This is a genomic window from Variovorax sp. Soil_C_17 (genome assembly GCF_057657265.1).
The window spans coordinates 110,132-136,044 of record NZ_JBDGIT010000006.1; the positions used below are offsets into that span (position 1 = coordinate 110,132).

Sequence of the window (25,913 nt, forward strand, 5' to 3'; positions counted from 1 at the left end):
CCAAGGAGCATGCCAGCAAATCCATTTCGCGTCGCCCCGGGCGAGCCCCGGGCCTGCTGGGTCGAGGGGCCGGGGCGCGCCGGACTGCGGCCGTGCGCGCCGGCCGTGCCCGGCCCCGGGGAGGTACGGGTGCGCACGCTGCACAGCGGCATCAGCCGCGGCACCGAGCTGCTGGTGTTTCGCGGCGAGGTGCCCGAGAGCGAGTACGAGCGCATGCGCGCGCCCTTCCAGGAGGGTGATTTTCCGGGGCCGCTCAAGTACGGTTATTCGAGCGTGGGCGTGGTCGAGCAGGGGCCGCCGGCACTGCTGGGGCGCACGGTCTTCTGCCTCTATCCGCACCAGACCCACTACGTCGTGCCGGCCGAGGCGGTGCATCCCCTGCCCGAGGGCCTGCCACCGGCGCGCGCGGTGCTCGCAGCGAACATGGAGACCGCCGTCAACGCGCTGTGGGATGCGGCGCCGCACATCGGCGATCGCATCGCGGTGGTGGGTGCGGGCGTGGTGGGGCTGCTGGCGGCCTGGCTGGCCGGCCGCATGCCGGGCAGCGAGGTCGAGGTCATCGACACCGATCCCGGGCGCCGTGCGGTGGCCGAGCAGCTGGGCCTGGGCTTCGCCAGCCCGCAGGCCGCACGCGCCGATGCGGACCTCGTCATCCACGCCAGCGGCAAGGCCGAAGGCCTGGCCACGGCGCTGCGGCTCGCCGCTTTCGAGGCCACGGTGCTCGAGATGAGCTGGCACGGCCGCCGGGCCGTTTCGCTGCCGCTGGGCGAGGCCTTCCACTCGCGGCGGCTCACGCTCAGGAGCTCGCAGGTCGGGCATGTCGCGCCGTCGCAGCGCGCGCGCTGGAGCCATGGCCGCCGCCTGGCATTGGCGCTGGCGCTGCTGCGCGATCCGGCGCTCGATGCGCTGCTGACCGACGCCGCGCCCTTCGACGAGCTGCCGGCCGTGCTGGCGCGCCTGGCTGCGGGCGCGCCGCAGACGCTGTGCCATCGCATCGACTACCCCTGAACGCTTCACCGACTCATTCGCGAGGAACCCATGTACAGCGTCAATGTCCGCGACCACTTCATGATTGCCCACAGCTTCCGCGGCGCAGCCTTCGGTCCGGCGCAGCGCCTGCATGGCGCCACCTACGTGGTCGACCTGGAGCTGCGCCGCGCCGAGCTCGATGCCGACGGCATGGTGGTCGACATCGCGCGCGCCACGGAAGTCCTGCGCAGCGTGCTGGCCGAGTTCAACCTGCGCAACCTCGACGAGGACCCGGCCTTCGAGGGCCGCAACACCACCACCGAGTTCATGGCGCGCGTGATCTTCGACCGCGTCGCCGTGCGCATCGCGGCCGGCGAACTCGGCCCGCATGCCGGCGGGCTCGCGGGCATGCGCGTGCGGCTCAACGAATCGCATGTGGCGTGGGCGGCCTACGAGGCGGCGCTTTGACGGGCGAAGGCCGCTGCAGCTTCCTGGTGCCGGGCGACCTGCACACGCGCACCGGCGGCTACACCTACGACCGGCACATCATCGAGGGCTTGCGTGCGCGGCAGTGGACGGTCGACGTGCTGCCGCTGGGCGAAGGCTATCCGGCCCCCGATGCGGCCGCGCTGGCGCGTGCTGCGCGCGTGGTCGAGGGGCTGCCCGACGAGGCGCTCGCCGTCGTCGATGGGCTGGCCTTCGGCGTGCTGCCCGAACTCGCGCGGCAGCACGCGCAGCGGCTGAACTGGGTTGCGCTGGTCCACCATCCGCTGGCGCTGGAAACGGGGCTGGACGCGGCCCGGCGGCAGGCGCTCGCCGACAGCGAGCGGCGCGCGCTCGCCCATGCGCGGGGCGTGATCGTCACCAGCCACGCCACGGCACGCGCGCTCGCGGACTTCGAAGTCGAAGCCTCGCGCATCGTCGTGGTCGAGCCGGGCACCGAGCCGGCGCCGCTGGCCTCGGGCTCGGGCGGGGATGCCTTGTCGCTGCTGTGCGTCGCCACGCTGACGCCGCGCAAGGGCCATGCATTGCTGGTCGAGGCGCTCGCCGGATTGAAGGACCGGCTCTGGGTGCTGCATTGCGCCGGCAGCCTCACGATGGATGCCGCCTGCGCCGGCGCGCTCGCGCGGGCCATCGATGCCCACGGCCTGCGCGAGCGTGTGCTGCTGCACGGCGAACAGGACGAGACGGGCCTGCGCGCGCTCTATGCCAAGGCCGATGCCTTCGTGCTGCCCTCCTTCCACGAGGGCTACGGCATGGCGCTGGCCGAGGCGCTGGCGCATGGGCTGCCCGTGATCAGCACGCGCGCCGGGGCCATCCCCGACACCGTGCCGGACACAGCCGGCATGCTCGTGACGCCCGGCGATGTCGTCGAGTTGCGCGCCGCACTGCAGCGCCTGATGGACGATGCGGCCTGGCGTGCGCAGCTTGGCGCCGGTGCGCGCGCCGCGCGCGGCCGGCTGCCGAGCTGGGCGCAAAGCAGCGCGCGCTTCGCGTCTGCGCTCGCGGGCTTCGGACGCTCGGCGATTTCGCCATGACGGGATTCAGCGCCGATTGGCTTGCGCTGCGCGAGCCTTGCGATCTTGCAGCGCGAGCGGAAGCTGCCGCGACACTGGATTTGCGCGGCATGGCGACGCGGATGCGCCGCGAAGCCCAGGTGCTCGGCGTCCTGGACCTGGCTTGCGGCACCGGCGCCAATTTGCGCGCGCTCGCGCCGAGGCTGGGCGGCGCGCAGCGCTGGCTGCTCATCGACCATGATCCTCGGCTGCTGGCTGCGCTGCCCAGCGCCTTCGCGGCGTGGTCGAGCGCGCAAGGCCTGGCCTTGCGCGCCGAGGCCGATTCCCTTCGCATCGAGGGACCGGATTGGAATGCAGATGTTCGATGGCGCTGTGCTGACCTTGCGAGCGGGCTGGAGGCCGTGCCCTTCGCGGACGCGCAGCTCGTGACCGCCGCGGCGCTGCTGGATCTGGTGTCCGCATCGTGGCTCGAAGCGCTGCTCGAGCACGTGCAAAAGGCGAAGGCGGCGGTGTTGTTCGCGCTCAGCGTCGATGGGCGCGTGAGCTGGGAGCCGGTGCTCGAAGAGGACGAAGCCGTACACCGGCTGTTCGCGGCGCACCAGCGGCGCGACAAGGGCTTCGGGCCGGCGCTCGGCGGCGAAGCCCCGGCGATGGCGGCCGCTCGACTGGCCGCCATGGGTTACGGCGTGAGTCGGTCACGCAGCGACTGGCACATCGAGGACATGACCCTGCTGCAGGCCATGATCGACGGCATGGCCGCCGCGGCGCTGGAGCAGGGCCCGGGCGCACGCGCGCTCGTTCGGGCGTGGCAGAAGCAACGGCGGGCGTCAGTGCCGCGCAGTTGCCTGCACGTGGGGCACATGGACCTCCTGGCGCTGCCAGCATAGCGACGCCCCCCGACGGCGCTGAAGCAAAGCGGCGCGTCTCCCCCGCAGGGCACCGGGTCAGGTGCGAAATGCACCACCGATTGCACGAGCCTTGCACCGCGGAATCTCGCTTTTTATCGCGAAAAAAATGCAAAGCGCCGGGCAATCGTAAGAATCGCCGTTGCCTCGACTGGACCTCCGTACGAGGGGGCCGGAAGTGGTGGGGCAGTCATGGGCTGAAGTGCCGCGTGCTCCTTTTTTCCGAATCGAGTCATGCGAACTTCTTACCTTCTCATTGAGACCCTGATGCTGTCATTGCTGCTGCTGAGCGCCTGCGGCGGTGGCGGCGACGGAGGCGGGTCCACTGCCCTGGCCACCCTCGCAATTGCGGGTGCGGGTGCGGATGCGGGCACCAGCGCCGGAACGAGCACCGGCAACGCCAGCATCAAGACATTGGTGACGGTAAGCGCCGAAGAGCCCGGCGCGAACTGCGCGAGCGGTGGCGTCCGTATCGACGCAGGTCCGGACAGCGAAGGCGACGGTGTCCTTGCGGCCAGCGAAGTCGGCAGCACCCAGTACGTGTGTCACGGTGCAGCGGGCGCCTCCGGCAGCCCGGGCGCCACCGGTCTCGCTGGAGCGGCGGGCGGCAATGGCCTGAGCACGCTGGTGCAGATGCGCGACGAACCGAGCGGGGCGAACTGCGCAGCCGGCGGCAAGGCGATCGGTGCGGGCTTGGACGGCAATGCCAGCGGGTTGCTGGAAGCGGCAGAGATCAGCAGCACCGGCTATGTGTGCAACGGCACACCGGGCGCGAACGGCAGCGATGGCGCCAACGGTGTCGACGGCACGAGCGGCACCGACGGCACCAATGGCGCCGACGGGGCGGACGGCACCAACGGGCTGAACACACTGGTAAACATCGTCAGCGAGGCTGCGGGCGCAAGCTGCGTCCATGGCGGCAGCAAGGTCGAGACCGGCCTGGACAGCAACCGCAACGGTGTGCTCGATGCGAGCGAAATCGGCACCTCGAACTACATCTGCAGCAGTGCGCCCGGCGGCGCTTTCGCCTGGGTCGATGTCACCGGCACGTCCGTCCAGGCAGAGTCGAATACCGGCTACGTGGCGCGCAACGACGCGGCGCAGGTTGTCGTGACCTTGCCGTCCAATCCAGCCATCGGCGACGTGGTGCGCGTCAGCGGTGCCGGTCTGGGCGGTTGGCGGATTGCGCAGAATGCCGGGCAGTCGGTGTACACGAAGAACCTGGGCGGCATGGCGGGCGCGACTTGGACGGCTCGCGAGTCCAACAGATACTGGATTGCCGTGGCCTCGTCGGCCGACGGCAGCAAGCTGGCGGCGGTGGCTTACTCCGGACAGATCTACACCTCGACCGACAGCGGCGTGAACTGGACACCGCGCGAGTCCAATCGAGAATGGCGCTCGGTTGCTTCCTCGGCTGACGGCACCCGTTTGGCGGCGGCGGTGTACACCGGCCAGATCTACACGTCGAGCGACAGCGGCGCGACTTGGACGGCGCGCGAGTCCGATCGATCCTGGCATGCAATAGCCTCGTCGGCCGACGGCAGCAAGCTGGTGGCGGTGGTGGACGGCGGCCAGATCTACACCTCGACCGACAGCGGCGCGACTTGGACGGTGCGCGAGTCCAATCGATCCTGGCGTGCAATAGCCTCGTCGGCCGACGGCAGCAAGCTCGTGGCGGTGGCTTTCTCCGGACAGATCTACACCTCGACCGACAGCGGCGTGAGCTGGACACCGCGCGAGTCCAATCGATCCTGGATGTCGGTGGCCTCCTCGGCCGATGGCGGAAAACTGGTGGCGGCGGACACCTTCGGACAGATCTACACCTCCGGCGACGGTGGCGCGAGCTGGACGGCGCACGAATCCGATCGGGAATGGTGGTCGGTGGCCTCCTCCGCCGACGGCGTCAAGCTGGTGGCGCTGGTTTTCCCCGGTCAGATCTACACCTCGGACGACAGCGGTGCGAGCTGGACGGCGCACGAGTCCCCGAGGGATTGGCTTGCCGTGGCCTCCTCGGCCGATGGCAGCAAGCTGGCGGCGTTGGTGACAGGAGGTCAGATCTACACCTCGACCGCCTCGACCAGCTTGGGCACCGGCGGTTCGATCAGCGGCGCGTCGTCCGATGCCATCGAACTGCAATACGTCGGCAACGGCATGTTCGCCGCGCTCAGCCATCAGGGCAGCCTGACCATTCGATGAACCACGTCGCATTGCAGCACATGCACGCTGATTGCTGCGTTGTGGCGGCCAATTGGAGAGTTTTCACATGCGAACAACCTGCAACTTGATTCCAGCCCTGATGTTGTCCCTGCTGCTGGGGGCCTGCGGCGGGGGCGGTGGTGGCGACGCAAGCGGATGGGCTGCATTGGCCGCGCTCAGCGCTGCAGGAACGAGCACCGGCACCGATGGCAACGGGACTGGCACCGGCACCGGCACCGACGGCAACGGGACTGGCACCGGCAGCGAAGGCGACGGGACCGGCACGGGCCCTGCGAATATCAAGACATTGGTGTCGGTGAGTACCGAAGCGCCGGGCGCCAACTGCGCCGACGGCGGCGTGCGCATCGACGCCGGGCCGGACGGCGATGGCAACGGCATGCTCGCGGCCGATGAAGTCAGCAGCACCCAGTACGCGTGCCGTGACGCTGCTGGCGCATCCGGCTCGCTGGTGCAGATGCGCAGCGAACCGAGCGGCGCGAACTGCGCGGCCGGCGGCAAGGCGATCAGCGTGGGCGCAGACGGCAACGCCAACGGCCTGCTCGAAGCGTCCGAGATCGGCAGCACCCGCTACGTGTGCAACAGCACGGACGGCAGCCCTGTCGTGGACGAGCTGAACACGCTGGTGAGCATCGTGAGCGAAGGCGCGGGAGCGAACTGCGTCCATGGCGGCAGCAGGGTCGACAAGGGGCTGGACAGCAACGCCAACGGCGTGCTCGATGCAGGTGAAGTCAGCGCTACGAACTACGTCTGCAACAGTCCGCCTGCGGCCACCTTCCCTTGGGTCGACGTGACCGGAACGGCGGTGCAGGCGCAGCCCAATACGGGGTACATCGCACGCAACGATGCGGCGCAGGTGGTGGTGACCTTGCCGGCCAGTCCGGCGGTCGGCGATGTGGTGCGCGTCAAGGGCGCAGGCCTGGGCGGATGGACGATTGCGCAGAACCCTGGGCAGGCGGTGGACACAAAGAGTCTGGGCGGCATGGCGGGTGCGAGTTGGACGGCGCACGAGCCACGTCGAGATTGGTTTTCCGTGGCCTCGTCGGCGGACGGCAGCAAGCTGGTAGCGGTGGCGTATGGCAGCCAGATCTACACCTCGACTGACAGCGGCGCGACCTGGACGCCGCGGGAGTCCAATCGCTATTGGTGGTCGGTTGCCTCGTCGGCCGATGGCAGCAAGCTAGTGGCGGCAGAGTACGGCGGCCGGATTTACACGTCGATCGACAGCGGCGTGAGTTGGACGGCGCATGAGTCCGATCGAGAATGGCAGGCGGTGGCCTCGTCGGCGGATGGCAGCAAACTGGTGGCACTCGTGTATGGCGGCCAGATTTATACCTCGATCGACAGTGGCGCTAACTGGACGGCGCATGAGTCCAATCGCGAATGGTTTGCGGTGACCTCGTCCGCCGATGGCAGCAGCCTAGTAGCGGTGGTCTGGAACGGCCAGATCTACATCTCGTCAGACAGCGGGGTGACCTGGACGGCGCGCGAGTCCAAGCGAGATTGGCAGAAGGTGGCCTCCTCGGCCGACGGCAGCAAGCTCGTAGCGGTGGTACGTCATGGCCAGGTCTACACCTCGAACGACGGCGGCGCAAACTGGACGGCACGGGAGTCCAATCGATACTGGGCGGAGGTGGCCTCCTCTTTCGACGGCAGTAAGCTACTTGCGTCGACGTACGGCGGCCGGATCTACACGTCAATCGACAGCGGCTTGAGTTGGACCCCGCGGGAGTCCGACCGGCTTTGGTGGTCCGTGGCGTCCTCGGCCGATGGAAGCAAGCTGGTGGCGTTGGTCTCCAACGGCCAGATCTACACCTCCATCGCCTCGACTACTCCAGGTACCAGTGGTTCGATCAGCGGCACGTCGACCGACGCCATTGAACTGCGGTACGTGGGCGACGGCATGTTCAGCGTTTTGAGCCACGAAGGCAGCTTGACCATTCAATAGCGGTCGCACGCCGGCCTGCGCGCCGCTTGTTGGGGGTCACGATTGCGCGCTCAAGGCGGCCAACTCGCCGCCCGCAAATCCAGATCCCATAACACATCCGCCCCCATGCGGAACACGCGCGACGCCGGCCGCGGGCAATCGCGCATTGCCGCGCCGCCCGGCAGCGACAGCCCCGGCCGACCGCTGCCGATCAGCACCGGTGCGACGCTGAGGTGCAGCCGGTCCATGCACCCTTGTGCGATGAAGCGCGAGACCGTGATTCCGCCGCCTTCGACAAAGAGCACCCGCAGGCCACGCTGCTGCAACGCAGGCAGCAGCGCGCGCAGATCGGGCGTGCCGTCGGCATTCGACATCAAGCCGGGCACGCCCAGCACCTGATCGGCGCCCACGCGCCGCGCCGCCTCGTGCTCGCGCGCCGCATCGCAGACCAGCAGCGTCGGCGCCTGCCGGTCCGACAGCACCCGCAGCGTCGGCGCCAGCCGCAGCGAAGGGTCGATCAGCACCCGCACCGGGTGCTCGCCCGTCACATGGCGCGTGGTGAGCTGCGGGTTGTCGATGGCGGCGGTACCGGCGCCCACGATCACGGCGTCGCACAGCGCGCGCAGCCGGTGCAGGTGCAGCAGCACCTGCGGCCCGTTCACGAAGTTGGAATCGCCCCCGCGCGTGGCGATGCAGCCGTCGAGGCTCTGGCCCAACTGGCCGATCACCCAGGCGGGGCCTTCGGCCGGGCGATCGAGCACGGGCTTGAGCAGCGCGAAGAGCTCGAGGGCTTCTTCGTCCCATGCGTTCTCGTCGAGCATGAGGCCTTGCGTCGGATGACGGGTGAAGGGCTGCAGCAGCGCATCGGGCGCCGGTGGCGGGCCGATGTCCCTGCGATGGCGCACGATGGCGAGGCAAAGGGGCCACAGCGCTTCCACGCCGGGCCGCGCGCGGAGGGTCGGGGTCATGAGGGGGCGCAGGTCGCGGGCATTCACCACCTTGGCTTGTAGTAGGGGTCGTCCATCGCAGCATCCGGTGCGCCGGTGCCGCCCCACTGCGAGAACGCCAATGCAGCCGCCACCCAGGCGGCGGCGACCGCGGCCACGATCAGCGGCTCGACCCAGCTGCGGGCGCTGGCGCTGGGGGGCGGTGCCGTGCGTTGCAGGCGGCGGCGTCCCCAGTGCACGAGCGGGCCCGCGGTGAAGGCGCCGGCGAGCAGCAGCAGCGTCAGAGGCCGGGCCTCGGTCAGCAGCGCCGTGGCGAGCATCAAGGCCAGCCACGCCAGGGTCGAAATGACGGCGCCGCTCGCGCCGAAGGCGATGCGCACAAAGGGCCAGAGCCACAGCGCACACCCTGCCACCGCAGCGGCCAGCGCCAGGCTCAGCTCGAAGAGCAGCGCCGAGCCGGATGTCATTGCGACCGCCGCCAGGCCCAGGCTGGCCACGACGAGGATCGCGGCCGCGTTGGCGCGGGCCGCGTGTTCCCGCAGCACGGCGCGGATCACGGCGGTGCCGAGCACCCAGAGGCCGATCATGAGCGGCAGCGCTTGCGCGGCCAGGCTCGCCAACGCGAGCGCCCACAGGATGCTGGCCGTGAGCCACTCGGTTCGGCGCCCGGCATGCACGGCCTCCAGGCCGAGGCCGGCCAGCGCCACGACGGCATAGATCCACGGCAGCCTCTCGGTGAGCGAGCCGGGCGGCAGGCGCCAGCCCAGGATCCACGCGGCGGTGCCGACGATGGCCAGCGCGACGCCCGCTGCGGCCCAGCGCCGGCCCTGCACCGGTCCCAGCGCGCCGCGCAGCATGCCCGTCACCATGAACGCGACGACGAGCGGCAGCGCGAGGGCCTGGAACAGCGGATGGTGGAGATCCATCGTCGGGTTATGAGCTGCCGCGCCGCATCAGTCAATGGCGGCGGCCTGGGGCGAGATGCCCTGGGCCAGCGCCGCCTCGTGCTGGGAAGCGAGCGCGCGGCGGAAACCTTCGCGCTGCTGCAGCCGTGCCCAGTAAGCGTTGACGGCATCCGGCATCTGCGCCTGCAGCCCCAGCTGCCCGGCGAGCATCAGCGCATAGGCGACCGAGATGTCGGCGGCGGTGAAGCGGCCGGCGCAGAGGAACTCGTTGTCTTGCAGCACGGCGTCGATCCAGCGCAGCCGCGACAGGAACCACTTCGTGTAGTCGGCGGCCGCCTGCGGCAGCTTGCGCTCGTCGGGCTCGAAGTGGCCATAGCGCAGCACGATGGTCTGCGGAAAGGTCAGCGTCGCTTCGCCCTGGTGCAGGCCGTTGAGCCAGGCGCCGAATCCGGGCTCGTGCGGGCGCACGGCCAGGCCCTTGGTGTTCTGCGGATCGAAGCGCTCGGCCAGGTACTGGCAGATCGCGGCCGACTCGGTCATGCGCGTGTCGCCGTCGATCAGCAGGGGGATGGTGCCCAGCGGATTGAGCTCGAGGTAGCTGCGCTGGTGCAGGCGGGGCGGGAAGGGCAGCATGCGCAGCTCATAGGGCGCACCCAGCTCCTCGAGCATCCAGAGGGGGCGGAACGAGCGGGCGCTGACGCAGTGATAGAGGACGACCATGCGCCACTCTACCTGTGCGCCCGGCATCTCCATCGAGGGTCGCGCCCGATTGCTTGACCAGCGGTCTCCTTGGATGTGCAAGTCACGCGTAGCGCCGCTGCAGTGCCTCGAAGGACAGCAGCTCGCCGGCGATGGCACTGGCCGCGACGGTGGGCGGGCTCGCGAGCCAGACCTGGCCCGGCCCGCCGCGGCCGGGAAAGTTGCGGTTGATCGCGCTCACCGTCACCTGCTCGGCGCGCTCCGAGGTGCCCGGTCCGCAGTTGCCGCAGGCCCCGCAGGAGGGCTGCAGGATGCGTGCGCCGACTTGCTCGAAGGCGTCGAGGTAGCCGCGCGCCATGCAGTGGTCGCGCACCGCCGTCGTGCCGAACTGGAGGTAGAGCGACACGTGCGCCGGAACCCGCAGGCCGCGGTCCGCGGCCCAGCGCAGCACCGCGTGGTAGTGGTCGAAGTCCTCGCGCTTGCCGGCCGTGCAGGAGCCGCCGTAGGCGATGTCGATGCGCACCGGTTCCTTCACCTCGGCCAGCGGCACGCCGTTGCCGGGGTCGCCGGGGCGGGCGACCATCGGCGGCACTGCGCTGCAGTCGATGCGCAGGGTGTCGGCATAGTGTGCGCCGGCGTCGCTCTTCATCCAGTCCTCGAGTGCGAACGCAATGCCGCGCCGCTCGCGCAGGAAGCGAACCGTTTCCGCATCGGGTGCGACGATGCCGGTGAAGCCGCCCATCTCGGCGGTCATGTTGGTGAGCGTGGCGCGCTCGTCGGTCGACAGCTGCGCGACGGCCTCGCCGCAGAATTCGAAGACCTTGCCCAGGCCGCTGCCGGCGCGCAGGCGCGGCTCGGCCAGCAGGTGCAGCACGATGTCCTTGGCGGTGACGCCGGGACGCAGCGCGCCCTCGAGCACGATCCGGACCGAGTCCGGCACGGTGAGGCGCACCGCGCCCGTCATGAAGGCGTTGGCCATGTCGGTGGTGCCGACGCCAAAGGCCACGCAGCCCAGCGCGCCGCAGTGCGGCGTGTGCGAGTCGGTGCCCACCACCAGCTGGCCCGGCAACGCGTAGTGCTCGGCCATCATCGCGTGCGAAATGCCGGCGACATTGCTGCCGTCGTCGGCGCGGGCTTCGTCCTCGGTCAGCGTGCGGTGCGAGCGCAGGCCGTGCTCGGCGGCGAAGGCGCGCTGCGCCTCCACCATGCGATGCACGTTGGGCACCAGGCCCCCGCGCACGTGGGCGGGGCTTTCCTCCACGTAGGAGGTGTGGTCCTCGAAGACGACGATCGACGCCGGCTCGTGGAGATGCAGCGGCCGGCCGAAGTTGGCGTGCAGCATGTGGGCCGCCATGCCGGTGTAGTACTCGTGGATGAAGCGCCAGTCGGCGCGCACGAAGGCGCCATCGCCGCGCGCCGGATGCGCAGCGCTGAAATCGGTGGCGAGGGCGTGGCGCGCGACGATCTTCTCGAACAGGGTGCGTGGCCCTCCGGCACCGGCGTCCGGGGCGCTTCGCACGTCGCGCAGGCAGCGCTGGCCGAAGCGGAGCAGGCCGCCGCTTTCCAGGATGGCTGCCGCCAGCGCATCGCGGCCGGCGAGCAATTCGTGCAGCGGGATCGACTCGCCGGCGCGGATGCGCGGAACCAGACCGAAATCGGTGGAGGTGAAGAGACCGATGTTGTCGGCGTTCTGGCGGTAGATCCGCTCGAAGCTCTCGGCAATCACCAGGCGCACGCCGGCCAGTTTCTCTGCCGCCGGGCTGTGCTCGCGGGACGACCCCTTGCCATAGCGCTTGCCGGCGACCACGACCTCGATGCCGCTCGTGCGGATCGCATCCGTGCCGACCGGCAGCCTGCCGCCGGCCTTGAAGCCGGTGTAGGGATGACGCCCGAGCGTGTCGTCGTAGTGCGTGAGGATGGGCAGCGGCGTGATCTCGTCGGTGGAGACGTCGTCGCGCAGGGGCAGGGCCTCGGCGAGCGCTGGCGCGTCGCCCGCCAGGCAGCGTTCGGCCGTCCGGGGCGCCACGCCGAGGAACAGGATGCGGGGCGCGAAACGAAGCGCGGCGGGGTGTTCGGTGGTGGCTGGCTGAACGGCTGGCATGCGGCATCTTCGCGGCCGGCCCGCGCGGCGGGAAGCGCCAAGACGGCAGACCGGGTCTCGCGAAATGCGAGAGCTGCCCTCAGCCGCGCAATGCGTCGATCAGCGCGGCCACCGGCCTCGGCCGCGGCGTCTTGCGCAGCGCATAGAGATGCAGTTCGCGCTGCGCCCAGGTCTCTGCCAGCGGCCGGCGCACGAAGCGCGGGCTCCCTGCGTAGGCCGCGGCGGCGCTCTGCGGAACCACCGCGATGCCCAGGCCCGCTTCGACCATGCGGCACACCGCGTCGAAGCTGCTGACCCACACGGCGGGGGTGAAGCTTTGCTGCAGCGCCTGTGCGCGCTCGTGCAGCGCGCGATCGAGCGAGCCGCCGCGGTGGATGCCGATCAGCGGATGCACCAGCAGCTCGGCGAAGGCCAGCGTCTTGCGCCGCGCGAGCGCATGGCCGACCGGCAGCACCACCTGCAGGGGATCGAGCGCGAAGCGCCAGGCGTCGAGGCCGGCGGGCACGGGCGTCTCGACGCCCACCCCCACGTCGGCGCGGTCGTCGAGGCAGGCGCGGATCACGTCGCGCGTGTCTTCTTCGTGCAGCGAGACTTCCACGCGCGGATGCGCTGCCATGAAGGCGCGCAGTCGTTCGGGCAGGAAGCCGATCACGGCCGACATGTTGGCGTAGAGGCGGACCGTGCCGCGCATCTCGCCGCCTTCGAGCTGCACCTCGCGCACCAGCGACTGCAGGTCCTCGTCGATGCGCTCGCCGCGCGCCAGCACCAGGCGGCCGGCATCTGTGAGGGCGATGCCGCGGGGCGAGCGCACGAAGAGGGCGGTGCCGAAGGCGTGCTCCAGATCGGCGATGCGCCGGCTCAGGGCCGAGGGCGCAATGTGCTCGAGCTCGGCGCCGCGCACGATGGAACCGGCCCGCGCGGTCGAGACGAAGAGGCGCAGGCTGTAGGCATCGATGCGGCGGGTCATGGGGCGCATCCTACGGGCGGACCCTTCCGCAGGGTTCGGGCCGCGGTGCAGGGGAAAACACGTAGGCGCCGAAGGGGACGGGAAGGGCGAAACGCTGAAGGACAATCCATCCATGAGTTCAAGCCAAGACATCGTGATCATCGGCGGGGGCCACGCCGCCGCGCAGCTGTGCGCCGGCCTGGCCGAGGCGGGGCAGGGCGCCCGCGTGCACCTGGTGTGCGAGGAAGACAGCATTCCCTACCACCGCCCGCCGCTCTCCAAGACTTTTCTGAGGAGCCCCGAGGAGGCGCCGCAATTGCATCGCGCCGAGACCTGGTATGCCGAAGCCGGCATCACGCTGCACCTGGGCGATCCGGCGCTGGCGATCGATCGCGTGGCACGCACCGTCACCTTGCGCTCCGGCGCGGTGCTGGGCTGGGAGCGGCTGGTGCTGGCCACCGGCACGCGTGCGCGCCGGCTGCCTGCGCTGGTGGGGCTGTCGAACGTGGCGCTGCTGCGCGCGGCCGACGAGGCGGCGCAACTGCGCTCCATGCTTTCTGCGGCGCAGCAGGTCACGGTGCTGGGCGGCGGCTTCATCGGGCTGGAGGTGGCGGCCACGGCGCTGGGGCTGGGCAAGCGCGTCACCGTGCTGGAAAGCGCGCCGCGGCTGCTGAGCCGGGCCGTGTCGCCGGCCTTGTCCGCGCATGTGCTCGCCACCCATCGCGCCGGGGGCATGGACATCCGCGTCGGTGCCAAGACCGGCGCCTGGCAGACCGAAGGCCAGCGCCTCGCGGCGATCGAGGTCGACGGCGAGGCGCTGCCCGTCGATCTGCTGATGGTCGGCATCGGCGCCGTGCCCGAGACCGCGCTGGCGCAGGCGGCCGGCCTGGAGTGCGCGGATGGCATCGTGGTCGATGCCTACATGCAGACCAGCGACGAGGCCGTGCTGGCGGTGGGCGATTGCACCCGCTTCCCGGACCGTCGCGCCGGGCAGGCGCTGCGGCTGGAATCGGTGCAGAACGCCAACGACCAGGCGCGCACCGCCGTGGCGACGCTGATGGGGACGGCGCGCCCGCACGATGCGGTGCCGTGGTTCTGGTCAGACCAGGGCAGCCTGCGGCTGCAGATGGCGGGACTGGTGCCGGCCGAGGGCACGCCGGGCGCGAGCATGGTGCGCCGCCCCGGCGCGAATGCAGCGGCTTTCTCGCTGCTGCACTACGTGGGCGGTGTGCTGCGCTGCGTCGAATCGGTCAATGCGCCGGTCGACCACATGATGAGCCGCAAGCTGCTGGAAGCCGGCCGCAGCCCGGACCCGGCGGTGGCTGCGGACCCCGCCGTCCCGCTGAAGACACACCTGGCTTAGCTGCTGGCGGCTGCGGTGCGTTTGCTGCTGCGCTGCTCGGCCGCTGCGCTCTTGCGCAGCTCGGCATCCATGGCGCGCGTCCCGGCCGCGAGTGCGGCCTCGTAGGTGTCGGCTTCGTACTCGGCGGCCTTCAGCACCTTCTGCGGTGCGCCGTTGTCGTCGGTCTGCAGCAGCGTCCAGATGAAGGATCCCGGCGCCGCCTCGTCGATGGTGAGCTTGATCGGAGGATGTTTCATGGCCCACTCATGGTGGGCGGCGCAGCCCCCGATTTCTGTAGGCGAAGTTCCATCGTCGCGGCGGTTACATCATGAGTTCATGGCGCCGCCGGCGCGGCCCGCCTCGGCCGGCCGATCGCCGGTGTCCACCGGCACCTGCGACCCGGCGCGCAGCAGCAGCGCACCCAGCAAGGCCGCTGCCGCCGCGAAGACGGCACCGACGACGAAGGCCAGCTGATAGCCGCCCACCAGCGCGACGAGCGGCCCGGCGCCGGCGGCCTGCAGGCCCTCGGTGCGCGCCGACGCCAGGCTCGCCAGCACCGCGAGGCCCAGTGCGCCGCCCATCATGAAGGCGGTGTTGACGATGCCCGAGGCCAGGCCCGATTCGCTGGGCGCCACGTCGCTCATCGCAACCAGGAGCATCGGGTTGAGGGCGATGCCGGCGCCCAGGCCGAGCAGCGTCATCCCGGGCATGACGTGCAGCAGGAAGCTGCCTTCCACCGGCGCGCCGGCAAAGAGCAGCAGCCCCGCCGCCGCCAGCAGCAGCCCGAAGGCCAGCGGCCCGCGGTTGCCGAAGCGCATCACCAGCTTGGCCGACAGCCCCAGCGAGAAGGCGGCCATGATCAGGTTGGCCGGCAGGAAGGCCAGTCCCACCTGCATCGGGGTGTAGCCCAGCACCAGCTGCAGGTAGAGCGCGGAAATGAAGAACCAGGCGAACATCGCGGCGGCCCAGAGCACGCCCATCACGTTGGCGACCGCGACGTTGCGCAGGGCGAACAGGCGCAGCGGCATCAGGGGATGGCGCACCCGCGCCTCGATGGCGATGAAGACGGCCAGCAGCAGCGCCGCGGTGCCGAGCAGGCCCAGCGTGCGTGCGGAGGCCCAGCCGGCTTCGTTGCCGTTGACGATGGCATAGACCGCCAGCATCAGCGACAGCGTGACCGTGAGCGCACCACCGGCATCCAGGCGCTCGCCGGCAGCATGGCCCGGCAGGTGGGGCAGCAGCGACAGGCACAGCGCATAGACCGCCACGCCGATCGGCAGATTGACCAGGAAGATCCAGTGCCAGCTCAGCGCATGCGTCAGCAGGCCGCCGAGCAGCACGCCGATGCTGCCGCCGCCGGCGCAGACGAAGCCATAGACGCCCATCGCCTTGGCGCGCTCGGCCGGCTCGGTGAACAGATTCATGATCAGCGAGAGCGCCACCGCCGAGACCACCGCGCCGCCCAGGCCCTGCACCGCGCGCGCCGCGATCAGCAGGGCCTGCGAGTTCGACAGGCCGCAGGCCAGCGAAGCCAAGGTGAACAGCGTGATGCCCGCCAGGAACAGCCGGCGGTGCCCGAACAGGTCGCCCAGCCGGCCGCCCAGCAGCAGGAAGCCGCCGAAGGTGAGCATGTAGGCATTGACCACCCAGACCAGCGAGGTCTCGCTGAAGCCGAGGTCGGTGCGGATCGAGGGAAGGGCGACGTTCACGATCGTGGTGTCGAGCACGATCATGAGCACGCCCAGGCACAGGACCATCAGCGCCAGCCAGCGGCGGCGCCCTTCGATGTGTTTTCCGTGGCTCATATGCGGGATTTTGTTCTTGGGGTCAATCGACGAGAAAGCCGCAGCTCAGATTGGCGACGGTGCCGGTGATGGCGCCTGCGTGGCCGGACGCCAGGAACACGGCGGTGTTCGCAATGTGGTCCAGTGTCGGCAGCCGCTTCAGCAGCGTGCCGGCTGCAGCGCCTTCCAGCATCTGCTCCACCGTCACGCCGGCGCGTTCCGCCGTCGGCCGGAACACCTCCCGGCTGTGCGAGCCGCCGGCGGCTGCCTCGGGAATGGCATGCGGCCGGATGCAGACCACGCGGATGCCCTGGGCGCCGAGCTCGCCCGCCAGGTGGCGCGACAGGGCTTCCACCGCTGCGCTGGAGACGCCGTTCCCCATGTAGCCCGGGCCCGGCAGGCGGGCTCCCGGCGTGGACAAGGTGAGGATCACACCCGAGCCTTGCCGGGCCATGTGCCGCGCGACCGCCTGGGCGGTGATGAAATTGCTGCGCGTGTAGACGCTGATCGGATATTCGTAGTCCGCCAGCGAGAGCTCGGCGAAGGGCCGGCCCTGAACATGCGGCACGCCGATGGCGTTCAGCGCGATATCGATGCCGCCCGCTTTCTGCGCCACGGCGTCGGCATGCCGGTCGACCGAGGCGGCGGAGAGGGCATCGACCTCCGCGGCTTCGGCGCTGCCGCCTGCGGCCTCGATGTCGGCGGCGACAGCCTGCAGGTGGGCCAGCGTGCGGCCCGCCAGAAAGACCTTCGCGCCTTCACGTGCGAAGGCGCGGGCCACCGCGCCGCCGATGGCGCCTCCGGCGCCGTGGATCAGCGCGTTCTGCCGGGCGAGCAGCATGGGAATCTCCTGGTTTGTGGATGGCGTACACAAAACCATAGCAAAGATACTGGACGCCGTCCACATAGCCTACGGAGATTCGTAGCCGCGGGGCACGCCGCGGCCTTGGCCCCATGGGGGCTAGTACTGGTGCCGCACGGCCGCGGCCTGCGTTCGCAGGCCTGCGGCGCAGGGTTCAGTAGCGGTAGGGGTTGTTCGGACGGCGGTCGTAGTAGTTGGGCACGCCGTCGCCATCACGATCGCGGTCGTAGCGGTTGGGCACGCCATCGCGGTCGCGGTCGCCCCAGCCGCGTTCGCGGTGGTAGTAGCGGCGATCGTCGTGGCCGTAGTAGCGCGGTGGCGGCGCGTAATAGGCGCGTGGCGGCGGGGGCGGCGACGGCACGACGATCACACGGTTGTCGTAGCGGCCGTCATGCGCCTGGGCCGGTGCCGTGGCGAGGGCGCCGAGGGAGAGCAGCGCAGCGGCGCCGAGGGCGAAGGTGGTCTTCATCATGCGAAGCTCCTCAGGGTGGAACGAAGTGGCTACATCGTGCGCCGCCTCTGTGAAGCAGCGGTAAGCGGGAAGCGAAATCTTGTATAGCCGTGTGACCCTTCCAGCGCCTGCGCGAAAGTAAACGCCGCCGTTGCAGTATTTGTTTACATGTAGTTAAAATGTATTACATGAACACGGATCGTGACAATTTCCACGACTGGGCACGGGACAAGCCCGATACCAGCTTCGACTCCGCCAGCCGGCCTGCGCCCATTCGGGAGTCGCGCCACGAGGCGGCCATTTGCTGGGGACGTCTGGCCCTTCTCGGACTGCTCGGCGTGGCCTTGGTCCTGGGTTTCAAGTGGTTCGCCGGCCTCTGACCGGGCTTTTCCTTCCCTCCGGCACGCACTCCGAAGTCACCCGGCGCCGCACCGAGGTGGGTGGCGCCTGCTTCTTCCACCAAGCCCTCAGCCGCGCTCGGGCGGCACGTTTTCGCCCTTCTGGCGCTCCCGGAAGAGCGCGGCGCGCATCAGGAAGATGGTCGTCACCGGCGCGCTGAGGGCGACGAAGAAGGCAATGAGCACCGCATGCAGGAACAGGTGCGCGCCCTGGACCGAGAAGTAGACGGTGGTCGCCACCGTGATGCACCACGCGCCCAGCGTGGAGCCCAGCGTGGGCGCATGGATGCGCATGAAGAAGCTGGGCAAGCGCACCAGCCCGAAGGAGCCGATGGCGGCGAAGGCAGCGCCGGCGACGGCGAAGACCGCGGTCAGGATCTCGGCCCACAGCGGGAGCGGGCCGCCGATGATGATGTCGGTCATTCGATCACCTCGCCGCGCAGCAGGAACTTGGCGAGCGCCGTGGAGCCGACGAAGCCGAACAGCGCGACCAGCATCGCGGCCTCGAAGTACACGCTGCTCGCATAGACGATGCCGAGCACCAGCATCATCAGCATGCCGTTGATGTAGAGGCAGTCCAGCGCCATCACGCGGTCCTGCGCGGTGGGACCGATGAGCAGGCGCGCCAGCGCGCAGAGCATGGCCACGGCGAGCAGCAGCAGCGCCAGCTTGAGGGCCCACAGAAGTACCGGCGTCATGATTCGAAGATCTCCATCAGCGCACGCTCGTAGCGCCTCTTGATCATGTCGATGAAGGCTGCCTCATCGTCCTCGTGGAAGACGTGGATCAGCAGGGTCGAGCGGTCCAGCGCGATCTCGCCCCAGGCGGTGCCGGGGGTCAGGCAGAGGATCATGGCCAGCGTGGCGAGCGCGTTGGGGTCGCGGATCGCGAGCGGCACGCGCACGAAGCGCGGCGCCAGGCCGCGGCTGCGCCGGGTGAGGAGCAGGCGGGCCACGGTGAACGCCGAAACGAAGACGTCGTGGGCCACCAGGCCGCACAGCCTGAGGACCAGCATGGGCTTGCGGATCTTCGCCCGGGCCGGCCGCAACGCCTGCGTCAGCAGCGGGACCGCGATCGCGAGCAAGGCGGCCAGCAGCAGCGTGGCCGGTTCCAGCGACTGGTTCAGGAGCAGCCAGACGGCGAACAGCGCCAGCGACAGCGCCGGAGAGGGAAGCCAGCGTTTGATCATGGTGCCGTGTCTCCCGCAGCTTCGGTGGTGGGGCCGGGCCGCTGGCGCGCGCCCAGCACGGCCTCGCGGTAGGCGCCGGGGGAGCGCAGCCCTTGCGCGGTGGCGCTGGCGTGCTGCATCACGGGCTCGGCCATCAGCGTGAGGGCCAGGCAGGCGGCCAGCAGCGCCGCCACCGGCAGCACCTCGAGCGCGCGCAGCGCGGGCAGCGTCTGGTGCGGCTGGGTCCAGAAATGCCGGATGCCGGTGCGGCTCAACGCGATCAGCGTGAGAAAGCCGGAGACGAACAGCAGCGCCGTGAAGGCCCAGTCGGCCGGCGTGAGGCCGCGTGCGTCGCCGAGCAGGCCCGAGAGCATGGCGAACTTGCCGACGAAGCCCGACAGCGGCGGCAGGCCGGCCAGCAGCAACGTGCAGCCCAGGAAGCTGAGGCCGAGGAAGGCGATGCCGGCCGGGATGGCGCGGCCATACAGCGCCTGCGCGTCGTCGTCGAGGTTCACGTCGTCGAGGTGGCGCAGGTCTTCGGCAAGAAAGGGCGCGCCGCCGGCCGCCTCGTGCGGCGCGATGCTCAGGCCCGCGTTGCGCCAGCGCTCGATCATGTCGATCAGCAGGAAAAAGGCGCTCACCGCCAGCGTGGAGCTCAACAGGTAATAAAGCGCGCCCGCCCACACGGCCGGCTGTCCCAGCCCGATGGCCGCCAGCAGCGTGCCGGCCGACACCAGCACGCTGAAACCCGCGAGGTTGGACAGCCGCTGCGTGCCGACGATGCCGAGCGCGCCGCAGAAAAGGGTGGCGAGTCCGATCGCGACCAGCGCGCCCTGGCCGAAGAGGGCCGAGCTGCCGGCATCGGGTGCGAACAGCAGGCTCCACAGCCGCAGCACCGTGTAGACGCCCAGCTTGGTCAGCAGCGCGAACACCGCGCCCACCGGCGATACCGCGGCGCTGTAGGCCGGCACCAGCCAGAAGTTGAGCGGCCAGGCGCCGGCCTTGGCGAAGAAGGCAGTCGCGAGAATGGCCGCGGCGGCATGCACCAGGCCGCGATCGGCCTGCGGCAGCTGGGCGATGCGCAGGCCGAGGTCGGCCATGTTGAGGGTGCCGGTCACGCCGTAGAGCAGGGCCGCGCCCACCAGGAACAGCGAGGAGGCCGCGAGGTTGATCGCCACGTAGTGCAGCCCGGCCTGCACCCGCAGCCGGCCGGAGCCGTGCAGCAGCAGGCCGTAGGAGGCCGCCAGCATCACCTCGAAGAACACGAAGAGGTTGAAGAGGTCGCCGGTCAGGAAGGCGCCGTTGAGGCCCATGAGCTGCAGCTGCAGCAGCGGATGGAAGTGCACGCCGGCGCGGTCCCAGCGCGAGGTGGAATAGATGGAGGCGCAGAAGGCGATGACGCCGGTGAGCGCGACCATCAGGGTCGAAAGCCGGTCGGCCACCAGCACGATGCCGAAGGGCGCGCGCCAGTTGCCGGGCAGGTAGACGCCGACCGAGCCCGGCCCACCGCCGGTCCCGGCGGCATTGACCCAGCGCAGCAGCGCGAGCGCGGCGATGAGGCCCAGCAGCCCCGAGAGCACGCTCAGGAAGGACTTGGCGCGGCGGCGCTGCTCCCCCATCAGCAGCATCAGCGCGGCCGTCAGCAGCGGCAGCAGGATCGGCACCGCGACCAGGTGCGGCATGCCGAACTCGAGCAGGCGGTCGAGCAAGGCGAACAGCCGCGTCATTCCGCGAGCTCCTTCTTCTCCTCGCCGTCCACATGATCGGTGCCGCTGAGCCCGCGGGAGGCCAGCAGCACGACCAGGAACAGCGCCGTCATTGCGAAGCCGATCACGATGGCGGTCAGCACCAGCGCCTGCGGCATGGGGTCGGCGGTGTTGGCCAGGGTGGCGGCGACGCCGGGAATCAGCACCGGCTCGCTGTCGATCTGGACGCGGCCCATGCTGAAGATGAAGAGGTTGACCCCGTAGGAGATCAGCGTGAGGCCCATGATCACCTGGAAGGTGCGCGGGCGCAGCAGCAGGTAGACGCCCGAGCCGGTGAGGATGCCGATGGCGATGGCGAGCACGGCTTCCATCAGGCGGTGCTCTTCGCCTCGAGGGCGGCAATGCGCTCGGCCTCTTTTTCGGCTTGCTCGTCGGCCCAGCGGTGGCTGCGGATGGACTGGTGCGCCAGCGCGGTGAGGATCAGCATCGTCGCCCCCAGCACCAGCGCGAACACGCCGATGTCGAAGAACAGCGCGCTCGGCACATGCACCTCGCCCAGCACCGGCAGGTGCAGGTGCGCGGTGTGCGTGGTGAGAAAGGGGTAGCCGAAGAGCAGTGCGCCGGAGCCGGTTGCCAGCGACAGCAGCAGGCCGGTGGCGATCCAGCGGCGCGGGTAGATGCGCAGATGCTCCTCCACCCATTCGGCGCCCGAGACGATGAACTGCAGCAGCAGCGCCACCGACATCACCAGCCCGGCGACGAAGCCGCCACCGGGCTGGTTGTGGCCGCGCATGAAAAAGTAGACTGACACGAGCACCGCGAGCGGCAGCAGGAAGCGCACCAGCACGGCCGGCACCATCAGGTAGCCGACGGCGGCGTCCGGAGCGCGGCGCGGGTTCAGCAGGTCGCTGCTGCCGTCGTCCGGCTGCGCCCGCTGCTGTGCGGGCAGGGCCATGGATTCGGGCGCGGGGCGGAAGCGCCGCAGCAGCGCATAGACCGCCAGCGCCACGATGCCGAGCACCGTGATCTCGCCGAAGGTGTCGAAGCCGCGGAAGTCGACCAGCATCACATTGACCACGTTGGTGCCGCCGCCCTGCGGCAGGGCGTGCTCGAGAAAGAAGGGCGAGATGCTTTGCGGGAAAGGCCGCGTCATCAGGGTCCAGGCGAGCGCCGCCATGCCGCCGCCGGCCGCGGCAGCCACCAGCAGGTCGCGCCCGCGCCTGCCCCAGGGCCTGAGACGCGCGCGCATCGGCTGCGGCTTGGCGGTGCGCATCGGCAGCCAGCGCAGGCCGAGCAGGATCAGCACGGTGGTCACGGTCTCGACCACCAGCTGCGTCAGCGCGAGGTCGGGCGCCGAGAACCAGATGTACGTGATGCAGCACACGAGGCCTGCGCCCGAAGCCAGCATCAGCGAGGCCAGGCGGTGGAACTTGGCCTGCCAGGCGGCCGCCAGCGCGCAGGTGCCGCCGATCACCCAGGTCATGGCGAACATCGGCGAGAAGGGCAGCAGCTCGCGCGCGCCGGGCGCCGCCGGCGCAAGCCACAGCGAGGCACCGGCCCCGCTCAGCGCCACCGCGATCAATAGCAGCAACTGCGTCTGCAGGCGCCGCGTGCCCAGCAGGCGCCGGCTGCGCCGGCCGCTCTCGCTGAGGCGGGCCAGCAGGTTCTCGAACAGCCGCTGTCCGTCGATGCGATGCAGGAACGGGGTGAATCGGAGCGCGCCGCGCGCGCGACTGCGACGATGCAACAGGTACAGCGCGGCGCCGCCGGCCAGCGCAACGACGCTCATCGCCAGCGGCAGGTTGAAGCCATGCCACAAAGCCAGGCTGTATTCGGGCAGTACGCCGCCGACCACCGGCATCGCTGCGGTAGCGAGGAAGGCGCCCACCGACCATGCCGGCGCGACGCCGACCACCAGGCAGATCAGCACCAGCAGTTCGGCCGGCACGCTCATCCAGCGCGGCGGCTCGTGCGGGCGCTTGGGCACCTCGGGACCGGGGGGCGGGCCGAAGAAGACGTCGAACACGAAGCGGGCCGAGTAGGCCACGCTGAAGATGCCGGCCAGCGTTGCGATCACCGGCAGGCCGCGGTTGACCCACGGCGTCGCGTGGATGAAGACCGTCTCGGCGAAGAACATCTCCTTCGAGAGAAAGCCGTTGAGCAGCGGCACGCCCGCCATCGAGGCGCTGGCGATGATGGCCAGCGTGCCGGTGACGGGCATCAGCTTGAGCAGGCCGCTGAGCTTGCGGATGTCGCGTGTGCCGCTCTCGTGGTCGATGATGCCGGCCGCCATGAAGAGCGACGCCTTGAAGGTCGCATGGTTCATCACGTGGAAAACGGCCGCGACCGCGGCCAGCGGGCTGTTGAGCCCGAGCAGCAGCGTGATGAGCCCGAGGTGCGAGATGGTCGAGTAGGCCAGGAGCGCCTTGAGGTCGCGCTGGAACATGGCGACGTAGCCGCCCAGCAGCAGCGTGGCCGCGCCGGCGCCGCCCACCAGCCAGAACCAGGCCTCGGTGCCCGAGAGCACCGGCCACAGCCGCGCCATGAGAAAGACGCCGAGCTTCACCATGGTGGCCGAATGCAGGTAGGCCGAGACCGGCGTGGGTGCCGCCATCGCGCGCGGCAGCCAGAAGTGGAAAGGGAACTGCGCGCTCTTGGTGAAGGCGCCGAGCAGGACCAGCACCAGCACCAGCGGGTAGAGCCGGTGGGCGCGGATCTGAACGCCCGAGGCCAGCACCGTGTCGAGCTCGTAGCTGCCGACGATGCGGCCGAGCACCAGCACGCCGGCCAGCAGGCACAGGCCGCCGGCGCCGGTCACCGTGAGCGCCATGCGCGCGCCGCGCCGCGCGTCGCGCCGGTGGTGCCAGTAGCCGATCAGCAGGAAAGAGAACAGGCTGGTGAGCTCCCAGAACAGCACCATCTGGATCAGGTTGCCCGCGAGCACCACGCCCACCATCGACCCCATGAAGGCGAGGAAGAAGGAGAAGAAGCGCGGCACCGGGTCGGAGGACGACATGTAGTAGCGCGCATAGAGCACCACCAGCGCGCCGATGCCGAGCACCAGCATGCAGAACAGCCAGGCGAAGCCGTCCATGCGGAACACCAGCTCGAGGCCCAATGACGGAATCCAGCGGATCTCTTGGCGGATCACCTCGCCCGCGGCGAGCCGGGGAAAGAACCATGCTGCCTGCACCGCGCAGCCCAGCGCGACCAGGCCTGCCAGTGTCGATTCCCGGTTGCGCGCGTTCGACGGCAGCAGGGCCGCGATCACACTGGCAACGAAGGGAAGTGCGACGAGGAGGGCAAGGGGCATTGCGATCGATTCTATCGACCGCCCCCCGCGCGGCCCCTGCGTTCAGGCGGTGAACTGATGCACCGTGCGGATGCCGAGCCAGGTGAGGACCAGCGACCCCGCGACGTGCAATGCGGCAGTGCCGAGTGCCAGAACCAAGCGCTCGTTCATCAGCATCGCAACGACCTCGGCCGAGAAGCTGGAGAAGGTGGTGAGGCCACCGAGGAAGCCGGTGATCAGCAGCAGGCGCCAGACCGGATCGAGTTGCGGCATCGTCTGGAAGGTGGCCACGGCGATGCCGATCAGGTAGCCGCCGATGAGGTTGGATGCGAGCGTGCCATAGGGGAAGGCGGTGGTCGTGAGCCAGAGGCCGAGGCCCCAGCGGGCCAGCGCACCCAGCGAGGCGCCGAAGCAGATGGCAAGTACAGGCAGCACGGCGCGGATTCTAGGTGCTCACTTCTCGACGCCCATCACCGCATTGGGCAGCACCGTCACGATGCCCGGAAACACCGTGATCAACGCGATGCACAGCACCAGGCAGACAAAGAAGGGGATCGCGGCCTTGGCGATCACGTTGCTGTCCTTGCCTGTCATGTTCTGCAGCACGAAGAGGTTGAAGCCCACCGGCGGGGTGACCTCCGCGATCTCGACCAGCAGCACCACGAAGATGCCGAACCAGATGAGGTCGAAGCCGGCCTTCTGGATCATGGGCAGCACCACTGCGCTGGTCAGCACGATCATCGAGATGCCGTCGAGCGCGGTGCCGAGCACCAGGTACACCAGCACCAGCGCGCCGATCAGCGCGTAGGGCGACAGGTGCATGCTGTCCACCCACTCGGCCAGCTCGCGCGGGATGCCGGTGAAGGCCATGGTCTTGGTCAGGAAGGCGGCGCCGGCCAGGATGAACATGATCATGCAGCTGGTGCGCGTGGCGCCCATGATGCCGTCCTTGAAGTTCTGCCAGGTGAGGCTGCGGCCCCAGGCCGCGATGGCCAGCGAGCCCAGCACGCCGAAGGCCGCGCACTCGGTCGCCGTGGCCCAGCCGGCGACCAGCACCCAGACGATGAAGACGATCAGCAGTCCGCAGGGGATCAGGTTGCCGGAGAGGCGGATCTTCTCGCGGAAGCTCGTCGGCGGATCGGCCGGCGGCACCTGGTCGGCGTGGCGCAGGCTCCACCAGCCGATATAGCCCGAGAACAGCAGCATCAACAGGAACCCCGGCAGGAACCCGGCCAGGAAGATGCGGATGATCGACGCGTCCGCCGCCACCGCGTACACCACCATCGTGATGGAAGGCGGGATGAGGATGCCCAGCGTGCCGGCGGTGGCAAGCGAGCCGATGGCGAGCTTCTCGTTGTAGCCGCGGCGCTTGAGCTCGGGCAGCGCGACCTTGGCGATGGTGGCGCAGGTCGCGGCCGAGGAGCCCGAGACCGAGCCGAACACGCCGCAGCCGAGGATGGTGGTGTGCATCAGCCGCCCGGGCACGCGATTGAGCCAGGGCCTGAGGCCTTCGAACATCTCTTCGCTCAGCTTGGTGCGAAACAGGATCTCGCCCATCCAGATGAACAGCGGCAGCGCCGCGAGCTCCCAGCTGGCGTTGCTTTCCCAGAAGGCCGAGAACAGGTTCTTGCCGGGCAGCGTGTTGGTGAAGAAGGCCTGGCCGACCCAGCCGACGATGGCCAGCGTCATCGCGATCCAGACGCCGCCCGCCAGCAGCACGAGCATGATGGCGAGCAGCAGTGCGCCCATGAGGAGGGTGTCGAGCACGGGAGTCCTTGTT

General features: G+C 69.9%; 25 protein-coding genes. 8 read left to right on the forward strand and 17 right to left on the reverse strand.

Going from position 1 to position 25,913, the window contains the following annotated elements; genetic code table 11:
• The first annotated feature begins 9 nt into the window (after nt 1-9).
• The 6 genes from AC3A6Y_RS25340 (at nt 10) to AC3A6Y_RS25365 (ending at nt 7,553) form a co-directional block, all read left to right on the forward strand.
• Nucleotides 10-1,008 carry a zinc-dependent alcohol dehydrogenase gene (locus tag AC3A6Y_RS25340; protein WP_487871001.1) on the forward strand — a complete coding sequence of 333 codons (999 nt, stop codon included), beginning with the start codon at nt 10-12 and terminating at the stop codon, nt 1,006-1,008.
• Nucleotides 1,009-1,038: 30 nt separating this feature from the next.
• Nucleotides 1,039-1,437 (forward strand): 6-pyruvoyl trahydropterin synthase family protein, encoded by a 399-nt coding sequence (locus tag AC3A6Y_RS25345; protein ID WP_487871002.1) that lies wholly within the window; start codon nt 1,039-1,041, stop codon nt 1,435-1,437.
• Nucleotides 1,434-2,507, forward strand: coding sequence for a glycosyltransferase family 4 protein (locus AC3A6Y_RS25350; protein WP_487871003.1), 1,074 nt, complete (start codon nt 1,434-1,436; stop codon nt 2,505-2,507). The genes AC3A6Y_RS25345 and AC3A6Y_RS25350 overlap by 4 nt, the downstream gene beginning before the upstream one ends.
• On the forward strand, nt 2,504-3,373 hold the full coding sequence (locus AC3A6Y_RS25355) for a class I SAM-dependent methyltransferase (protein WP_487871004.1): 870 nt from the start codon (nt 2,504-2,506) through the stop codon (nt 3,371-3,373). Before AC3A6Y_RS25350 ends, AC3A6Y_RS25355 begins: the two co-directional genes overlap by 4 nt.
• A gap of 252 nt (nt 3,374-3,625) precedes the next feature.
• A complete protein-coding gene (locus AC3A6Y_RS25360) occupies nt 3,626-5,587 on the forward strand; it encodes a WD40/YVTN/BNR-like repeat-containing protein (protein WP_487871005.1) in 1,962 nt (653 codons plus the stop codon).
• Nucleotides 5,588-5,672: 85 nt separating this feature from the next.
• Nucleotides 5,673-7,553, forward strand: a complete 1,881-nt coding sequence (locus AC3A6Y_RS25365) for a WD40/YVTN/BNR-like repeat-containing protein (RefSeq protein WP_487871006.1) — start codon at nt 5,673-5,675, stop codon at nt 7,551-7,553.
• Between the two features lie 50 nt (nt 7,554-7,603).
• Here the strand turns inward: AC3A6Y_RS25365 and AC3A6Y_RS25370 are convergent, their stop codons facing one another.
• From AC3A6Y_RS25370 to AC3A6Y_RS25390, 5 genes are all read right to left on the reverse strand, one after another.
• Nucleotides 7,604-8,500, reverse strand: a complete 897-nt coding sequence (locus tag AC3A6Y_RS25370) for a RibD family protein (RefSeq protein ID WP_487871007.1) — start codon at nt 8,498-8,500, stop codon at nt 7,604-7,606.
• A gap of 23 nt (nt 8,501-8,523) precedes the next feature.
• Nucleotides 8,524-9,405, reverse strand: coding sequence for a hypothetical protein (locus tag AC3A6Y_RS25375; protein ID WP_487871008.1), 882 nt, complete (start codon nt 9,403-9,405; stop codon nt 8,524-8,526).
• Between the two features lie 27 nt (nt 9,406-9,432).
• The gene (locus AC3A6Y_RS25380) at nt 9,433-10,104 is read right to left on the reverse strand and encodes a glutathione S-transferase family protein (RefSeq protein WP_487871009.1); all 672 of its coding nucleotides are present in this window, start codon (nt 10,102-10,104) and stop codon (nt 9,433-9,435) included.
• Between the two features lie 82 nt (nt 10,105-10,186).
• Nucleotides 10,187-12,184 carry an aconitase family protein gene (locus AC3A6Y_RS25385; protein ID WP_487871010.1) on the reverse strand — a complete coding sequence of 666 codons (1,998 nt, stop codon included), beginning with the start codon at nt 12,182-12,184 and terminating at the stop codon, nt 10,187-10,189.
• A 79-nt stretch (nt 12,185-12,263) separates the two neighbouring features.
• Nucleotides 12,264-13,151 carry a LysR substrate-binding domain-containing protein gene (locus AC3A6Y_RS25390; RefSeq protein ID WP_487871011.1) on the reverse strand — a complete coding sequence of 296 codons (888 nt, stop codon included), beginning with the start codon at nt 13,149-13,151 and terminating at the stop codon, nt 12,264-12,266.
• A gap of 112 nt (nt 13,152-13,263) precedes the next feature.
• Here AC3A6Y_RS25390 and AC3A6Y_RS25395 point away from each other — a divergent pair, with 112 nt between their 5' ends.
• Nucleotides 13,264-14,493: an NAD(P)/FAD-dependent oxidoreductase gene (locus AC3A6Y_RS25395; RefSeq protein ID WP_487871012.1), complete on the forward strand. Its 1,230-nt coding sequence runs from the start codon at nt 13,264-13,266 to the stop codon at nt 14,491-14,493.
• Here AC3A6Y_RS25395 and AC3A6Y_RS25400 read toward each other — a convergent pair.
• From AC3A6Y_RS25400 to AC3A6Y_RS25415, 4 genes are all read right to left on the reverse strand, one after another.
• Nucleotides 14,490-14,729: a hypothetical protein gene (locus tag AC3A6Y_RS25400; RefSeq protein WP_487871013.1), complete on the reverse strand. Its 240-nt coding sequence runs from the start codon at nt 14,727-14,729 to the stop codon at nt 14,490-14,492. The two genes, AC3A6Y_RS25395 and AC3A6Y_RS25400, sit on opposite strands and share 4 nt — an antisense overlap.
• Nucleotides 14,730-14,798: 69 nt before the next feature.
• The gene (locus tag AC3A6Y_RS25405; RefSeq protein WP_487871014.1) at nt 14,799-16,277 is read right to left on the reverse strand and encodes a DHA2 family efflux MFS transporter permease subunit; all 1,479 of its coding nucleotides are present in this window, start codon (nt 16,275-16,277) and stop codon (nt 14,799-14,801) included.
• Between the two features lie 22 nt (nt 16,278-16,299).
• Nucleotides 16,300-17,097: an SDR family NAD(P)-dependent oxidoreductase gene (locus tag AC3A6Y_RS25410; RefSeq protein ID WP_487871015.1), complete on the reverse strand. Its 798-nt coding sequence runs from the start codon at nt 17,095-17,097 to the stop codon at nt 16,300-16,302.
• 175 nt (nt 17,098-17,272) lie between these two features.
• Entirely contained in the window at nt 17,273-17,590 is a 318-nt protein-coding gene (locus AC3A6Y_RS25415; protein ID WP_487871016.1) for a hypothetical protein, read from the reverse strand.
• Between the two features lie 167 nt (nt 17,591-17,757).
• Here AC3A6Y_RS25415 and AC3A6Y_RS25420 point away from each other — a divergent pair, with 167 nt between their 5' ends.
• Nucleotides 17,758-17,949, forward strand: a complete 192-nt coding sequence (locus AC3A6Y_RS25420) for a hypothetical protein (RefSeq protein WP_487871017.1) — start codon at nt 17,758-17,760, stop codon at nt 17,947-17,949.
• Nucleotides 17,950-18,036: 87 nt separating this feature from the next.
• On the opposite strand, the gene mnhG is transcribed toward AC3A6Y_RS25420, so the two are convergent.
• From mnhG to AC3A6Y_RS25460, 8 genes are read right to left on the reverse strand one after another with little or no spacing between them, the layout of a single operon-like run.
• Nucleotides 18,037-18,390 (reverse strand): monovalent cation/H(+) antiporter subunit G, encoded by a 354-nt coding sequence (gene mnhG / locus AC3A6Y_RS25425; RefSeq protein ID WP_487871018.1) that lies wholly within the window; start codon nt 18,388-18,390, stop codon nt 18,037-18,039.
• Nucleotides 18,387-18,665, reverse strand: a complete 279-nt coding sequence (locus AC3A6Y_RS25430) for a K+/H+ antiporter subunit F (protein ID WP_487871019.1) — start codon at nt 18,663-18,665, stop codon at nt 18,387-18,389. Before AC3A6Y_RS25430 ends, mnhG begins: the two co-directional genes overlap by 4 nt.
• Nucleotides 18,662-19,153, reverse strand: a complete 492-nt coding sequence (locus AC3A6Y_RS25435; RefSeq protein ID WP_487871182.1) for a Na+/H+ antiporter subunit E — start codon at nt 19,151-19,153, stop codon at nt 18,662-18,664. Before AC3A6Y_RS25435 ends, AC3A6Y_RS25430 begins: the two co-directional genes overlap by 4 nt.
• Nucleotides 19,153-20,862 (reverse strand): monovalent cation/H+ antiporter subunit D, encoded by a 1,710-nt coding sequence (locus AC3A6Y_RS25440; RefSeq protein ID WP_487871020.1) that lies wholly within the window; start codon nt 20,860-20,862, stop codon nt 19,153-19,155. Before AC3A6Y_RS25440 ends, AC3A6Y_RS25435 begins: the two co-directional genes overlap by 1 nt.
• Nucleotides 20,859-21,212 carry a Na+/H+ antiporter subunit C gene (locus AC3A6Y_RS25445; RefSeq protein WP_487871021.1) on the reverse strand — a complete coding sequence of 118 codons (354 nt, stop codon included), beginning with the start codon at nt 21,210-21,212 and terminating at the stop codon, nt 20,859-20,861. Before AC3A6Y_RS25445 ends, AC3A6Y_RS25440 begins: the two co-directional genes overlap by 4 nt.
• Nucleotides 21,212-24,154 (reverse strand): monovalent cation/H+ antiporter subunit A, encoded by a 2,943-nt coding sequence (locus tag AC3A6Y_RS25450; RefSeq protein ID WP_487871022.1) that lies wholly within the window; start codon nt 24,152-24,154, stop codon nt 21,212-21,214. Before AC3A6Y_RS25450 ends, AC3A6Y_RS25445 begins: the two co-directional genes overlap by 1 nt.
• Nucleotides 24,155-24,196: 42 nt before the next feature.
• Nucleotides 24,197-24,568: a fluoride efflux transporter CrcB gene (gene crcB / locus AC3A6Y_RS25455; RefSeq protein WP_487871023.1), complete on the reverse strand. Its 372-nt coding sequence runs from the start codon at nt 24,566-24,568 to the stop codon at nt 24,197-24,199.
• An 18-nt stretch (nt 24,569-24,586) separates the two neighbouring features.
• On the reverse strand, nt 24,587-25,882 hold the full coding sequence (locus AC3A6Y_RS25460; RefSeq protein ID WP_487871183.1) for a TRAP transporter large permease: 1,296 nt from the start codon (nt 25,880-25,882) through the stop codon (nt 24,587-24,589).
• Nucleotides 25,883-25,913: the final 31 nt, after the last annotated feature.

What these genes read in the sequence shown, in the direction of transcription:
- AC3A6Y_RS25340 (WP_487871001.1), top strand. Translation starts at nt 10, where the DNA reads ATGCCAGCAAATCCATTTCGCGTCGCCCCGGGCGAGCCCCGGGCCTGC.
- AC3A6Y_RS25345 (WP_487871002.1), top strand. Translation starts at nt 1,039, where the DNA reads ATGTACAGCGTCAATGTCCGCGACCACTTCATGATTGCCCACAGCTTC.
- AC3A6Y_RS25355 (WP_487871004.1), top strand. Translation starts at nt 2,504, where the DNA reads ATGACGGGATTCAGCGCCGATTGGCTTGCGCTGCGCGAGCCTTGCGAT.
- AC3A6Y_RS25360 (WP_487871005.1), top strand. Translation starts at nt 3,626, where the DNA reads ATGCGAACTTCTTACCTTCTCATTGAGACCCTGATGCTGTCATTGCTG.
- AC3A6Y_RS25370 (WP_487871007.1), bottom strand. Translation starts at nt 8,500, where the DNA reads ATGACCCCGACCCTCCGCGCGCGGCCCGGCGTGGAAGCGCTGTGGCCC.
- AC3A6Y_RS25375 (WP_487871008.1), bottom strand. Translation starts at nt 9,405, where the DNA reads ATGGATCTCCACCATCCGCTGTTCCAGGCCCTCGCGCTGCCGCTCGTC.
- AC3A6Y_RS25380 (WP_487871009.1), bottom strand. Translation starts at nt 10,104, where the DNA reads ATGGTCGTCCTCTATCACTGCGTCAGCGCCCGCTCGTTCCGCCCCCTC.
- AC3A6Y_RS25385 (WP_487871010.1), bottom strand. Translation starts at nt 12,184, where the DNA reads ATGCCAGCCGTTCAGCCAGCCACCACCGAACACCCCGCCGCGCTTCGT.
- AC3A6Y_RS25390 (WP_487871011.1), bottom strand. Translation starts at nt 13,151, where the DNA reads ATGACCCGCCGCATCGATGCCTACAGCCTGCGCCTCTTCGTCTCGACC.
- AC3A6Y_RS25395 (WP_487871012.1), top strand. Translation starts at nt 13,264, where the DNA reads ATGAGTTCAAGCCAAGACATCGTGATCATCGGCGGGGGCCACGCCGCC.
- AC3A6Y_RS25400 (WP_487871013.1), bottom strand. Translation starts at nt 14,729, where the DNA reads ATGAAACATCCTCCGATCAAGCTCACCATCGACGAGGCGGCGCCGGGA.
- AC3A6Y_RS25405 (WP_487871014.1), bottom strand. Translation starts at nt 16,277, where the DNA reads ATGAGCCACGGAAAACACATCGAAGGGCGCCGCCGCTGGCTGGCGCTG.
- AC3A6Y_RS25410 (WP_487871015.1), bottom strand. Translation starts at nt 17,097, where the DNA reads ATGCTGCTCGCCCGGCAGAACGCGCTGATCCACGGCGCCGGAGGCGCC.
- AC3A6Y_RS25415 (WP_487871016.1), bottom strand. Translation starts at nt 17,590, where the DNA reads ATGATGAAGACCACCTTCGCCCTCGGCGCCGCTGCGCTGCTCTCCCTC.
- AC3A6Y_RS25420 (WP_487871017.1), top strand. Translation starts at nt 17,758, where the DNA reads ATGAACACGGATCGTGACAATTTCCACGACTGGGCACGGGACAAGCCC.
- mnhG (WP_487871018.1), bottom strand. Translation starts at nt 18,390, where the DNA reads ATGACCGACATCATCATCGGCGGCCCGCTCCCGCTGTGGGCCGAGATC.
- AC3A6Y_RS25430 (WP_487871019.1), bottom strand. Translation starts at nt 18,665, where the DNA reads ATGACGCCGGTACTTCTGTGGGCCCTCAAGCTGGCGCTGCTGCTGCTC.
- AC3A6Y_RS25440 (WP_487871020.1), bottom strand. Translation starts at nt 20,862, where the DNA reads ATGACGCGGCTGTTCGCCTTGCTCGACCGCCTGCTCGAGTTCGGCATG.
- AC3A6Y_RS25445 (WP_487871021.1), bottom strand. Translation starts at nt 21,212, where the DNA reads ATGGAAGCCGTGCTCGCCATCGCCATCGGCATCCTCACCGGCTCGGGC.
- AC3A6Y_RS25450 (WP_487871022.1), bottom strand. Translation starts at nt 24,154, where the DNA reads ATGCCCCTTGCCCTCCTCGTCGCACTTCCCTTCGTTGCCAGTGTGATC.
- AC3A6Y_RS25460 (WP_487871183.1), bottom strand. Translation starts at nt 25,882, where the DNA reads ATGGGCGCACTGCTGCTCGCCATCATGCTCGTGCTGCTGGCGGGCGGC.